The 13,944-nt window shown below is 40.2% G+C and carries 12 protein-coding genes; 5 read left to right on the forward strand and 7 right to left on the reverse strand.

Annotation, left to right across the window (positions count from 1 at the left end):
* Positions 1-563, forward strand: a 563-nt coding sequence (locus P767_RS15570; protein WP_037351592.1) for a glycosyltransferase family protein, incomplete at its 5' end; no start/stop codon positions are given.
* 24 nt (positions 564-587) lie between these two features.
* On the opposite strand, the gene P767_RS0103160 is transcribed toward P767_RS15570, so the two are convergent.
* A complete protein-coding gene (locus P767_RS0103160; protein WP_026763370.1) occupies positions 588-1,334 on the reverse strand; it encodes a TylF/MycF/NovP-related O-methyltransferase in 747 nt (248 codons plus the stop codon).
* Between the two features lie 21 nt (positions 1,335-1,355).
* Positions 1,356-2,459 (reverse strand): glycosyltransferase family 4 protein, encoded by a 1,104-nt coding sequence (locus tag P767_RS0103165; RefSeq protein WP_026763371.1) that lies wholly within the window; start codon positions 2,457-2,459, stop codon positions 1,356-1,358.
* A 36-nt stretch (positions 2,460-2,495) separates the two neighbouring features.
* On the opposite strand from P767_RS0103165, the gene P767_RS15575 reads away from it, so the two are divergent.
* Both P767_RS15575 and P767_RS15580 read left to right on the forward strand, forming a co-directional pair.
* Positions 2,496-3,212, forward strand: coding sequence for a class I SAM-dependent methyltransferase (locus P767_RS15575; protein WP_037351593.1), 717 nt, complete (start codon positions 2,496-2,498; stop codon positions 3,210-3,212).
* A 3-nt stretch (positions 3,213-3,215) separates the two neighbouring features.
* Complete coding sequence (locus P767_RS15580) at positions 3,216-4,196, forward strand: hypothetical protein (protein ID WP_157611345.1); 981 nt, start codon at positions 3,216-3,218, stop codon at positions 4,194-4,196.
* 27 nt (positions 4,197-4,223) lie between these two features.
* Here the strand turns inward: P767_RS15580 and P767_RS0103180 are convergent, their stop codons facing one another.
* Complete coding sequence (locus P767_RS0103180; protein WP_026763372.1) at positions 4,224-4,937, reverse strand: toxin-antitoxin system YwqK family antitoxin; 714 nt, start codon at positions 4,935-4,937, stop codon at positions 4,224-4,226.
* A 36-nt stretch (positions 4,938-4,973) separates the two neighbouring features.
* Between P767_RS0103180 and P767_RS15585 the strand changes: the two genes are divergently transcribed.
* Complete coding sequence (locus tag P767_RS15585; protein WP_051417041.1) at positions 4,974-7,481, forward strand: VPS10 domain-containing protein; 2,508 nt, start codon at positions 4,974-4,976, stop codon at positions 7,479-7,481.
* A gap of 51 nt (positions 7,482-7,532) precedes the next feature.
* On the opposite strand, the gene P767_RS0103190 is transcribed toward P767_RS15585, so the two are convergent.
* The 4 genes from P767_RS0103190 to pafA form a co-directional block, all read right to left on the reverse strand.
* Positions 7,533-7,811, reverse strand: a complete 279-nt coding sequence (locus P767_RS0103190) for a hypothetical protein (protein ID WP_026763373.1) — start codon at positions 7,809-7,811, stop codon at positions 7,533-7,535.
* The gene (locus P767_RS0103195; protein ID WP_026763374.1) at positions 7,808-8,347 is read right to left on the reverse strand and encodes a hypothetical protein; all 540 of its coding nucleotides are present in this window, start codon (positions 8,345-8,347) and stop codon (positions 7,808-7,810) included. Before P767_RS0103195 ends, P767_RS0103190 begins: the two co-directional genes overlap by 4 nt.
* 9 nt (positions 8,348-8,356) lie before the next feature.
* Positions 8,357-11,176, reverse strand: a complete 2,820-nt coding sequence (locus P767_RS0103200) for a M16 family metallopeptidase (RefSeq protein WP_051417044.1) — start codon at positions 11,174-11,176, stop codon at positions 8,357-8,359.
* A 79-nt stretch (positions 11,177-11,255) separates the two neighbouring features.
* Entirely contained in the window at positions 11,256-12,929 is a 1,674-nt protein-coding gene (gene pafA, locus P767_RS0103205) for an alkaline phosphatase PafA (RefSeq protein WP_245586821.1), read from the reverse strand.
* A 120-nt stretch (positions 12,930-13,049) separates the two neighbouring features.
* On the opposite strand from pafA, the gene P767_RS15590 reads away from it, so the two are divergent.
* Positions 13,050-13,944: aminotransferase class I/II-fold pyridoxal phosphate-dependent enzyme (locus P767_RS15590; protein WP_245586822.1), on the forward strand; the 895-nt coding region annotated here is incomplete at its 3' end.

A 13,944-nucleotide genomic window follows, 5' to 3' on the forward strand; every position in this document is an offset into this window, starting at 1 on the left:
AAGGAATTGAACATGCCCGATTTCCATTGCTGCACTTATTGCACGCCGGAGATTGTTATGCAGGCAATGAAGTATTACAGGTAGTGAAGGAATTTTATAATGCTCATCCCCATATAAGCTGGAGCAGCGGGAATATCAAAGTTACCAGGGCCGGGGAAGAGATTGTGATTGGCAAACCCTTTAACGCTAACAAGCTTTACAGGGGTATGCGTAGTGTGGCACATCCCACCTGGTTTGTGAAAAAAGAAGTGTACGATAGGGTTGGCTTTTTTAATAATGCCTATAAAATTGCCATGGACTACGATTTAATGTGTAGGATTCACGCAGAACCTTACGCTTATATCAACCATACCATCAGTGTGTTTGATGATACAGGTATCAGTACTAAAAATTATGTGCAATCCCTGAAGGACAATATCCGGATTTATGAATCTTATTTTGGTTTTTCATTGCGGTGCAGAATCTGGCAATTGAGATTATATATTCTACACCTGCTATTGCAGACTCCCATTGGCAAATGGTTATTCCGAATTAAAAAAGCACTGGGCCTGGCCAATGCTTAATATTAAATTTCAATTTGCCTTTCGTTAAGGCTTAACAGCAGAACGTCCTGTTTCATCCATCCGATGAAGCATCAGCTGAATCTGGTGTTGCTGCAGGTATTCATCCACTGCCTTTTTAGAGCCTTTCCAGAATCCATAATCATCAATAATGAGAATGCCCTTTGAAACCAGCAAAGGATACAAGTGTTCCATTTCATGTTTGGTAGATTCGTACCAGTCGGTATCCAGTCTTAACAAGGCTGTTGTTCCGGGCAGATGGGAGGGAATGGTCTTCAGAATATCTCCTTGTATAAAATGAATTTTATTGGCAGGATAACCTGTACGTGCAATATTTTGTTTTACTTCTGCCAGTCCTGAATAGGCCCAAACCACACTTTCTGATTTTTTGGAAGCGTCCTGTTGTAACTGACTGGCAGCATCTCTGTTCAGCTGATCCACGTCTTCCTCTGTAGGAGCAGTCATGCCTTCGAATGTGTCGTATAAATACAATTCACGGTCTGTAACACCCAATGCCAGTAAAGTCTCGGCAATGGCCATCATAGAGCCACCTTTCCATACCCCGCATTCTACCAAAGCACCGCCAATATTGTTTTTAACCACATATTGAACACTCTCAATTAAACCATAAAGTCGCTCAGGACTCGTCATGGTATAAGGTCTTACTTTTTCAATAATAGTTGTATGGATAGGTTCAAAATCGGGTGGTAATTGCTTACTTTTTTCGTCCTGACCAAATAGTACTCTAAGTGCTTTAATGGGTTTAATCTTCATATATTTTTCTTGAAAACCGGTTTATGATTGTACCAGTGACTGGTATAATTCCAGGGTTTGCTGAGCTGTTTTATCCCAATTAAACTGGGCCGCTCTTGCGTGACCTTTTTGAATTAATTCCGTCTGCAAGGTACTATTATTCATCACCTCCCGAATTTTTTCTGTGATGTCATTTGTATTGTTAGGGTCTATTAAAATAGCCGCATCACCTGCAATCTCTCCGGTACTGGATCCCCCCGATGTAATTACCGGACAGCTACAGGCAAACGCCTCTATAATCGGCAATCCAAATCCTTCATATAAACTGGGATATACCAATGCAATGGCATGATTGTAAAGAGATGCCAGTTCTTCATCGGTAGGGATGGGCTGATATACCACCTGGCCCTGTATGCCCAAGAGGTTGAACAGATTTGTTTCAGAAGCCTTAAAGGGTCCACCGCCAGCACAAACCAAATAAAGAGTTGGATTTTCTTTTAAAACCGGCGCGATACTCTCTGCAAACCGCCTGAAGTTTTTATAAGCATATCTTTTTCCCGTATATAAAATATAGTCTGGCTCTATCAACCGGGTGAGACTGCGCCGTTCAATGTTTTTTTCAAAACTGTTGCCATGGTAAATGGTTTCAATTTTTTCTGCAGGTACTCCGCATAATTCAATTAAATCTTTACGTGTATTCTGAGACACTGCAATGATTTTTGAAGCCTGCTGTATATGTTTGGCTCTTACCGAAAGAATAGGTTCAAACTCTTTTTTGTCGCTGTGAAAGCGTTCGTCAATCATATCATGAATGGTAATCACCATGGGTCTCCCTGCTGTTCTGGACAAGGAAGATTTATTATAGTAGGTTGGATGAAATATATCGAAGGGTTGCATCCGTGAAGCAAAACTGTCGTAGACGTTAGACAGTAAACGGTTCAGGTCTTTCTTTCCTTTGAATTGCACTTCGTTCCAGGCAGTCTTTCCTCTTAATTGTTCCAGAAAAATATTGTCTGCCGATAAAATATCAAGCTGAATATGCATGCCTGGCTTTTGCTGAAGTCTTTGAATTAATTCAAAGAAATAACGGGAGATACCGCCATAAGGCTGTTCGCAAAAAATCTGATAATCATACCTAATTGTCATATTCCGTATCTTGCCTGCAATATTTGCGTTCACAATATGGTGCCTAAAAACTTCAATCCCTCTATTAAACATCCGCTTTATTTTATCAGAAAGGGATTATTCCGTAAAATTAGTTTTTATGCACCACAACTCAAGGGTAAACTACTCGACTTTGGATGTGGAGAAAAGCCTTATCAATCACTCTTCACGCAGGTTTCTTCCTATACAGGGTTAGATTACCAGGGGGAAGGGCATAATCACCAGAATGAAAATGTAGATTTTTTTTATGATGGCAAAACCATTCCTTTTTCAGATGAAAGCTTTGATGCCGTTTTCTCGAGTGAAGTATTTGAACATGTTTTCGGACTCTCGCAAATATTGCCTGAAATAAGCCGGGTTACCAAACCGGGAGGGCAATTGCTGATAACCTGTCCATTTGCCTGGGAAGAACACGAAATGCCGGTGGATTATGCCCGCTACACGCAGTTTGCGTTGAAAGATATGTTAGAACAAAATGGATATGAAATTCAGGTAATAGACAAGAACGGACATTTTGCACTGGCTTTGTTTCAATTATTTGTATTGTACATTCACGACCATTGGATGCATAAAGTTCCATTCTTAGGAAAATTCAACTGGTTTAAAAAAGGGGTTCGCCAAATTGGTATACCCATACTGAATGGCGGGTTTCGTTTATTTGAACCTTTCTGGCCTAAATCGGACCGGTTTTACTTAAATACGATTGTACTGGCTGTTAAAAAGCCCAACCTGTAAATTATGAAGAAGATAGTCTATACGGTTTGTTCGGCCAATCACCTGGCGCATTCCAAAACGATGGCCGACTCCTTTGTGGCCTATCATCCGGACTATACCTTGTATATCGTGCTGGTAGACAAAGCAGATAATCGCTTTGATTTAAATTCATTTAGGCCTCACAATATTATAGAAATCAGTGAATTAGGTATTCCTGAATTCGACTTGTTTACCCAACGCTATACGGTGATAGAACTCAACTGTGCGGTAAAGTCTTTTGCAGCCCAGTATTTATTTAGGAATTTTTCTCCAGATATTCTACTTTATATTGATTCTGATACATTGATTTATAATAAGTTATCTAATGTAGAGTTGTATTTAACTCAAAGTAATATTGTATTAACTCCCCATTATACAACCCCTCTTCCGGAAGACGGACTCTTGCCTAGAGAGCGGGATATATTGCGATCAGGGTTATACAATGCCGGTTTTATCGGATTCAGAAATAGCCCTGAAACAAATCGTTTTCTGAATTGGTGGTCAGGGCATATGCAAACAGAATGTCACTATAATTTTGAAGAAGGAATGGGGGTAGACCAGAACTGGCTGAACTGGGTGCCTTTGTTTTTTAATGGGGTTCATCTGGCTTCGGATCTGGGCTTAAATGTTGCCTACTGGAATTTACATGAACGCCTGCTCAGTGAAAAGAATGGGCAGTATTTTGTTAATGGAGAGCATCCTCTGTTATTCCTGCATATAAGTGGCTATCATTTTAAACTGCCAGATCAATTGTCGAGACACCAGAACAGACATGAGCTGATTTCACTTCCGGTATTACATTCCCTCTTACACGCCTATGCGGAAAAAGTAAAAAGCAATGGTTGGGAATTCTATGCAGGCTTGTCTTGTGCCTACGCTAAACCTGCGCAAAAAAGCAGAGGAATTATGAAGACAATCAATCAGTTATTAGCTCCAATTAATATTAAAATAAGCAAGGCTAAATAATGGCTGGCTACTGACCGGTTCTGCCGGTTACGACTGGTTTATTTTTTTGGCTTGTTTTTTATTGAATTCTGCAACTTCCCTCGGTAATACTTTTGTTTTGTTTTTTGCTGAACTGTCCGCAGCAGCATTGGGTTTATTCAACTTGCTGCTTGTTGAAGTATTCCCGGCCATTGAAATGCTGATGTCGGACTTCTCTGGTATTGGGGCATTTTCCCTTTCCGACTTTAACTGCCCCATGATGTATTCTTCAGATTCTATCAGCGACCCGGTGTTCGGATTATAGGATCTCCAAATCCCATGTTTAATAGCCCCTCCTTCATTTTTAACCACAATCCTTTCAAATTGCAGGGGATTGGCCGGATCAGGAACGTCTAAAGTGTCGAATGCCTTATTAGGATTAACAGACCTCCAGCTTTCCTCTCTTTCCAAACCTGCTAAAGTAAAATAGCTTTGTTTGCCATGAAGATTTCCCCAGCGATAATTTTCCTGTGCAATCAAATCGCCCATTAAATTAAATGTTCGCCAGACACCTTCCTTTTTGTCATTGATAAAAATGCCTTCCGATTCACTCCCGGGTTCGCCTCTTAACTTGGGAGTAGAGACAATCCATTTGCCTTGTTTCATTCCTTTATAATCGGTGCAATTAAGGGTATCTCCCTTGGCAGATAATTGATAGGTTTTACACTGTGCAAAACTGAAATTCACCGAAAAAATGAACAGTGGTAGCAATAGATGTCTCATATTACTTACATTGAGATTCGAAAATACTAAGCCGATATGAGAAAAACATTTTTATCGCTGTTAATGATTTCTTCATTTTTTGCCCAGGCACAGGTAAAGCCAACGCCAGCCAGTGAAAGACTGAAAAGTATTGAAATCAGAAAACAGCTGAGTACAGAATCCCCAGCCAATAAAACTGCCTTCAGAAATATTGGTCCAACCATTCAAAGTGGCAGGGTTGTAGACATGGATGTAAATCCTGCTGACCCTACCGAATTCTATGTAGCTTATGCAACTGGAGGATTATGGCAAACCACCAATAACGGGATGAGTTTTACCCCCATATTTGATTCCGAAGATATTATTGGAATAGGTGATATAGCTGTAAACTGGAAAACCCGTGAAATCTGGGTAGGTACCGGTGAAGTAAACAGCAGCCGTTCAACTTATGCAGGATTGGGTGTGTATAAATCTGCTGATAACGGTAAAACCTGGAACTGGATGGGATTGCCGGAAAGTCATCATATCGGAGAAATTAAATTGCACAGTACCGATCCGAATACTGCCTGGGTGGCTGTATTGGGACATTTGTACTCCCCCAATAAAGAAAGAGGAATTTATAAAACCACTGATGGTGGAAAAACCTGGAAGCACACTTTGTATATAGATGAAAATACGGGTGCTGTTGATCTGGATATTAATCCATCCAATTCCAATGAATTGTATGCAGGCATGTGGTATCGTACCCGTACTGCCTGGAATTTTGAAGAAAGCGGTAAGTCTGGTGGTATTTTTAAAAGCACCGATGGAGGTGAAACCTGGCAGAAGGTTTCTGTGGAAGGGGCTGGATTCCCTACCGGAGACGGAGTTGGTAGAATTGGCCTTGCTATTTATCCCAAGAACCCCAATATTGTGTATGCTGTTGTAGACAATAATGAATTAAGACCGGCTACCGCACGCGCTGCCAATAATGCAACTGCCGATACAGGTGCTTATACACTGAACACTTTTCAGGGTATTACCAAAGAACAATTTGCAGCTTTGGATGATAAGAAACTGAACAGTTTTCTTCGTAGTCCGAGATACCGTTTACCTGCAGAATATACAGCAGCATTTGTTAAAGAAGGAGTGGCAAGTGGCAAATACAACCCTAATGTAATTTGGGATTATTTGTATGATGCCAATGCGGCCATTACAGCAGCTGCCGTAAAAGGTTGTGAGTTATACAGAAGTGATGATGGTGGTAAAACCTGGAAGAAAACCCATAACGATCCTATCAATATTTATAGTTCTTACGGGTACTATTTTGGAAAAGTTTTTGTGAGTCCTTTAGATGAAAACAAAGTAGTGTTAACCGGAGTTGACTTATTAATGAGCACTGATGGCGGAAAGAAATTCAGTTCCATCGACGGCCCATCCGTGCATTCTGATCACCATGCTTTCTGGTTCAGCGGAACCAAAGAAGGCCATGTTATTAACGGTAATGATGGCGGTTTAAATATGAGTTATGACAATGGTAAAAACTGGTCTAATTTAAATTCTCCAGCTGTAGGCCAATTCTATGCCATTGAAGTAGATATGGCTACGCCTTATAATGTATATGGTGGTTTACAGGACAATGGTACCTGGTATGGTTCTAGCAAGAATATAGAAAATGTTGGCTGGCATAGCAACGGCAATTATGCTTATAAAAGTATTAATGGCGGAGACGGAATGCAGGTTCAGGTTGATTGGAGAGACAACCGTACCGTTTACAGTGGTTCACAATTTGGAAATTATAATCGTCAGTTAATTGGGGCTCCTGCTACCGGTGAGAGAGGTCCCAGAGGCACCATGGTAAAGCCCAACCGTGCTTTAGGTGAATCAGCATTGCGTTTTAACTGGCAGTCGCCCATTGTATTGAGCAGACATAACCAGGATGTATTTTACTTTGGTAGCAATAAATTTCACCGCTCTTTAAACAAGGGAGAAAATTCGGTGGCTATGAGTGGAGATCTTACCACCAATCCACAACAGGGAGATGTTCCATTCGGAACGCTGTCTACTATGAGTGAAAGCCCTAAAAGATTTGGATTAATTTATACCGGTTCTGATGATGGTATGATTCATGTAACCAAGGACGGTGGTTATAGCTGGACCAATATTAATGGCAAATTACCTAAAGGCTTATATGTAAGCAGAGTGGTTGCCAGCAAATTTAAAGAGAGCCGTGTGTATGTAACCTTGAATGGCTACAGAAACGATTATTTCAATGCATTGGTTTATGTAAGTGATGATTATGGTTCTACCTGGAAACAAATTGCCAAAGACCTTCCTTATGAATCTGTGAATGTGTTGAGAGAAGATCCTGTAAATGAAAATATTCTTTACATAGGAACTGACGGTGGACTATATGTTAGCATGAATGGCGGAAACAGTTGTGTAATGTGGAATAAAGGCTTGCCTTACAGCATTCCTGTTCATGATATTGCTATACAGTCAAGAGACAATGAAATTGTATTGGGTACACATGGCAGAAGCTTATATGTAGCCAGCTTATCTGAGATTCAGAAAGCAGCGAAATAATTTCTCCTGATTATTCTTCAATAGATTATTTAATATAAAAGTTCCGGTTGCTCAGGCGGCCGGAACTTTTTTTATGATCCAGCAATCCTGGCCGCCCATTTTGTAAGGGAAGGTCTGGCCATCCCAATATTGTTCTATTTTAAAATGGCTGCTTAGCAATCTGCTGAAAAATTCAGCATCATGATAAGTAGTCATTAAACGATGGCCTTTTTGTTTGAATGCAATCGTAAACACCCCATCTTTCTTTAATTGATTCAGTTGGGCCGTATTCAATTGGTGATAATAATTGTTACCATGTGTAGTTAATACCGCTATGGCATTGTCTTTCATGATTCGGTGTAACTCTGCAATCCACTTTGTTGTTTCTTCAGAAGGTATATGCGTAAACACAGATATGCCCCATATGCAAGTAAAGTAATGGGATGGATAGGGCAGGTACTCGTTAATGATTTGGTCAAAATAGACCTGATCAATATTTTTTTACACCATTCTATTATTGAAGCATCCAGATCTGCTCCGTAACATACGGCATCGGGGAGAAGCGAAGGAATATGTCGTATGATTCTTCCGGATCCAGTACCCCAGTCTAAAATAACTGGATTCTTCTGAATGCTGGCCTTACTCCATTCAATGAGCTCATTGGCAGCAAGCAATCCGTCCTGGTAATACTGTTGATAGTTGAGCTGGAAGGTATTAAAAAGCGCTCTGTCTGATGGAAAGACAAAGCGCTTGTATTTTTTTTGGAATTGGCGATTGCCAATATAGTTTCTGCATTGCTGGTAGCGGAAATGCAGTTCGTTCAGTAACTGGCTTGCACCTATAACATGAGAGAATTGTTTTCCTGCTTTTTTTACCAGCTTATTCATGCTGTAAAGTTACTTCTCCGGATATAACACAGCATGAATAATATTGCTGTTGTTTAACACCAGACCAGCCGCTTTGCGAATATCTTCAATGCTAACCTCATTTACAATTTTGGTATAATTCAATACTCTTTCCGGATCATTTTCAGAAAAATAGATGCCCTGCAATACATTGCTCCAATAGCGGTTGTCCTTGCTATTTACCGCATATTTTTCTAAAAGGGATTTTTTTACTTTATCCAGGTCTTTCTGCTCAGGTCCCTGTTGTTTAATTTTTTCAATCTCAGCATTGGCAGCAGTGGTTAGTTTGTCTACATTTTCAGGACCACAAGGCAATTGTAATGCCATGGTATATCCTTCATAAGGATATTTGGATACGGAACCATTAATGCCTCCGCCATAAATTCCACCAATCTTCTCTCTGAGCTCTTCAATAATTTTGATATTCAGAATTTCAGATAGCATTTCCGTGTGCAAAGCCAGTGATTCTGAATAGGCAATATTACCAGAGTACACATTGAATATAAAACTCTTGGGTTCCTTGCCTTTATAGAATTTCAGGTCTTTCTGCCCGGGCAGAATCCTTACGCCGTTGTCTTTAAACGCGCCCTTGGTTCCTTTGGATGGGAGTCCTCCAATATAAGTAGCCAGCAGCGGTTTTACCGTATTGACGTCTACATTTCCTACCATAATAAATGTATAATCACTGGCATCATTTGTTTGTTCCTTAAAAATTTCCATGGCTCTGTTCAGGTTTATCTGGTCAAAATCAGCCGCAGTAGGAACAGCGGAAGGAGCCAAGGGGTTATCGCCATACATTACTTTGTATACCGTGTCTATGAATGCAGTAGTTGGATCGGACATTAAAAACTGAATCTGAGATTTTGTTTTTTCTTTCCAGCTGTTGAATAAACTTTCGTCTTTTCTGATTTGTGTAAAGTTCAGATACATTAATTGGAACATGGTTTCCATGTCTTTGATACTGCTGTTTCCACTTACTCTTGTGCTTAGGGCATTTAATCCAACACTTGCATTGGCAATTTTACCAGAAAGGAATTTTCTTAGATCAACCGGGCTGAAAGCACCAATACCCATCTGCTGAATGGCAGCGGTGGCATAGGCTGCACTTTGCTTGTCATTAATACCATACCCATTAATTCCTCCTTTTTTAAATCCGGTCAGGATTATTTCATCCTGTTTAAAATTGGTATTCTTAATAATAACGCGGGTGCCGTTGCTATAAATTAACTCAGTAATGTCTAATGCATCGTTCTTCTTTTCGCTTACCAATTGACCTGCAGCAGGTGTTTTTTCTAATAAGGAACTGGCGATGGCTTTTTCTTCATAAGCTTTCAATGGGCTATTGGCCGCCGTCTGAATAGAAGCAATTAATTTATCTTTATTGGGTAATGTGAAATTGCTTTTCTCTGGTCCTTGTACGGAAACAAAAAGTTTTTCATTTTTCTTTAATTCATTGGCCAGTGCATTCACTTCTGCTAATTGAACACCAGGCATCAGGCTATTCTTATAATTGAATTCAGTTTCAATTCCAGGGATTGGCTCCTGTTGTAAGAAGTTTCGGATATATTCTTCTACCAGTACACTGGATTCTGTTTTGTCTCTGTTATTATAAGATCTTTCAATACTGGCGAGTTGTTGTTTTTTTGCTCTTTCCAGTTCGGACTGGGTGAAGCCAAATTTTTTAATTCTTTCAATTTCTGTAAGCATTGCCAATAAAGCAGTATCGGGTCCTTTAGGACCTGGAACAGCAAACCCGTTAAATGCTTCGTGTCCTCTTGCATATGAGCCAAAGTTGCCTCCTGCAAAACTGAAAGGAGGGTTGCTGCTTTGAGCCAGTTCATTCATCCGCTGGTTAAGCATGCTGGTAAATAAAGACTTTACAATGCTGCTTTTTCTATAATCTCCAATAGTGAGTTCCGGTTGGGTCTTTACAGTAGAATAATTCAACTCCACCGTAAAGTTAGTGGCTTCTTTATCGGTTACTACTATTCCGTCGTGTTGGGTTCTTGCCGGCACGGTTGCAAAAGTTCGGGGTCTTGGGTTGGCTGGATTTTTTAATCCCCCAAAATACTGTTGAATTAATTTTTCAGTGGCCGAAACATCAATATCTCCTACAACCATTACTGCCATTAAGTTAGGACGGTACCAGTCTGCATAAAAGCGCTTAATAGCACTGTGCTTGAAGGTTTTTAACAGGCTGTCTTTACCAATTGGCAAACGTTGTGCATACTTGGATCCGGCATATTGTTTCGGATAAATTTTACGGAACATTCTGTCTTCTGCACCTTTACCCAGTCTGCTTTCTTCCAGAATAATGCCTCTTTCATCATCAATCTGTTTTCCTTCAAAGCTCACGCCTCCGGCCCAGTCCTGCAAAATTTGCAATCCTTTGGTAAAGTTGTTGGGGTCGCTTAATGGGATAGGAAGAATATATACGGTTTCGTCAAAACCAGTATAAGCATTTAAATCAGCGCCAAAATCAACGCCAATGCTTTGTAGAAAATTTACCAGTTCATTCTTCTTGAAATTTTTGGTGCCATTGAATGCCATATGTTCTGTAAAGTGCGCAAGACCCAGCTGGTCATTGTCTTCTAAAATAGAACCGGCATTGACAACCAATCGCAGTTCTACTTTCTTTTCCGGCTTGGCATTCTGCCGGATATAATAGGTAAGCCCATTGGATAACTTTCCTATTTTCACTTTTGAATCTACAGGTATTTTCTCTGATAGATTCAGCTGTGCATTTGCGGTAAACACAGCTGTGAGGCAGATCAATAAAAAGATTCTGCTAATCATTCTTAATTTCTTCATATAATAAAAGGTTGTATCGCAAGATACAACCTCAACTTTATAGCTTCATAATAATATTAAAACTATTACGAATATTTTCTTACTTTAATGCCTCTTCTATCGGATGGCCGATGTTTCCACTGGGTTCCTGAATTTTTAAAAGGGAGGCCACAGTAGCAGCAATATCGTGCATGTATACTCTTTTGCCGGATCTGCCTTGTTTTATACCAAATCCGTACCATAACAATGGAATATGGGCATCATAGGAATACCAAAGACCATGGGTAGTTCCAGTTGCACTTCCATCAATATAACCAGACTTTAAAATCATTTGGATGTCTCCGCTTCTGTTATACAGGAATCCGTTGGCTACTTTTTCCCTTAGGTATTGCGGCATTGGGGTAGTTAAAATTTCACTGGTTGGGAAAGCATTTAGTATATAATCTTTCTTCATCAGGTAATTTACCATGAACTGGTTGATGGCTTTTTTATCAGCATTTACACTGTCCAGTAAATCCCTGTTATAATGTACCTGATAGTTGTAAAGACTTACTACTGCTTTGTCAATGCCAAATTTGTTTTTAATGGCTTTGTTCATTTCATCCATGGCTGCTTTGTCATCCAGTGTACCACCTGGCAATTTGTTTTCTTTCATGAAACCAGGCACATGTGCAACGGCATGATCTGCACTTAAAAATGCAGTGTATTTTCCTTTACCAACAGTTGCGTCTAAGAATTCAAAGAACTTGCCCAGCTCTTCGTCTAGCTTTATATAGTTATCTACTACTTCCCATGAGTTAGGACCAAAACTATGACCTACGTAGTCTGGAGATGAAAAACTAACGGCAAGCATATCTGTAATGGCGTCTTTGCCTAATTCTTCGGCCAATACTGCCGCTTTCGCCATTTCGGCCGTTAATGTGTTACCCCATGGAGAGCCCACTACTTTTGAAAATCCTTCGTTTTCCTTTCTGGATAGATCATAAGGCAATTTGGTTTGATTGGCGCCAAAAGGTTTGCCTTCATAAATTTTTTCATCAGCAGTAGCATACTGCAGGTAAAGCTGATCGGCCAGTGATTTGTTCCAGCCTAATTTGCTTAGTGAATCAGGGACCTGTCTGTTATTAAATTTAGCAACCCACTCCGGTAATTCTTTATAATAGTAAGTACTGGTAATGAAATTTCCCGATTTAGCATCGAACCAGTAAGCGCCGTTGGCGCTATGACCTGCTGGCAAAATAGCACCACGGTCTTTTATAGCTACCCCAATAACTTTACTTTTAAAATTGGTTGCCATTCTTAATTCATCGGCAATGCTGGTAGTAAGCATATTTCTGGGACTCATTTTTCCATCGCTCGCACCTTTGGCACCCACACCCTCTACGGTTCTGTCTTCGCTGCAATAGACGGTTCTTTTTAATAAAGCGTCGTACCAGGCATTACCGGTTATACCATGAACAGCAGGTACGGTTCCTGTATAAATTCCAGTATGTCCGCAAGCAGTAACAGAAGGAGTATAACCAATCTGACAGTTATCGTTGCTGAATCCCTGATTCATCATTCGCTTGAAACCACCATTAGATTTAAACAAGGGTGCAAAACGCTCCAGGTAATCCCATCTCATCTGGTCTACCACAATTCCTACTACCAGTTTAGGGGCTTTTTCCTGATTTGGATTAACCTTGCCAGTTTTCTGAGCTAGTGCCGTATTCCCAATTAACAATGCTATACCCATTGCTTTGATGAATTGGCTGTTTAATTTGAATGTGTACAAAGTGCTTGATTTAATAATTTGAAAGATTGCAAGATACTGCTTGTGCCAGAATAAGCCTTGTGCTTTGGTGCTAATTTATTAAATTTGCAAAAAATTTAATCTAACCAATCCCCATTGTTTATGGCAGATATTTTTGAGAAATTATTGAAGAATGCCGGTCCATTAGGTCAGCACCGCGAACGTGCCCATGGTTATTTTGCCTTCCCCAAATTAGAGGGAGAGATAAACAGCAGAATGAAGTTCAGAGGAAAGGAAATGATTGTATGGAGTCTGAATAATTACCTGGGTCTGGCCAATCATCCTGAAATTAGAAAAGTGGATGCGGATGCTGCAAAGGAATTTGGTTTGGCTTATCCAATGGGGGCAAGGATGATGAGTGGAAATTCCAATTATCATGAACAACTGGAAAGAGAACTGGCAGCGTTTGAACAAAAAGAAGATGCCATTCTGATGAACTTTGGTTATCAGGGAATCATGAGTGCCATAGATGCTGTTTGTGGCAGACATGATGTAATTGTTTACGACGCAGAAAGTCATGCATGTATTATTGACGGTTTGCGTTTGCATCCTGGACACCGCTACGTATTTAAACACAATGACGTAGAGGATTGCGAAAAGCAATTGGTGAGAGCTACCCAATTAATAGAAAAGCAAAAAGCAGGTGGAATTCTGGTGATTACAGAAGGCGTTTTCGGTATGGCCGGAGACCAGGGTAAATTAAAAGAAATTGCTGCCTTGAAATCAAAATATCAATTCCGTTTATTGGTAGATGATGCCCATGGTTTTGGTACTTTGGGTAAAACAGGTGCGGGTGCCGGAGAAGAGCAGGGATGTCAGGATGCCATTGATTTGTACTTTTCTACGTTTGCGAAAAGTATGGCATCTATTGGGGCATTCCTTGCCGGAGATAAAGCCATTATTGATTTTATCCGTTACAATATACGCAGTCAGATTTTTTGCCAAGAGTTTGCCAATGCCTATTGTAATTGGCAACCTGAAAAGGCTGGAAATGTTG

It is taken from the genome of Sediminibacterium salmoneum NBRC 103935, assembly GCF_000511175.1.
Classification (GTDB): domain Bacteria; phylum Bacteroidota; class Bacteroidia; order Chitinophagales; family Chitinophagaceae; genus Sediminibacterium; species Sediminibacterium salmoneum.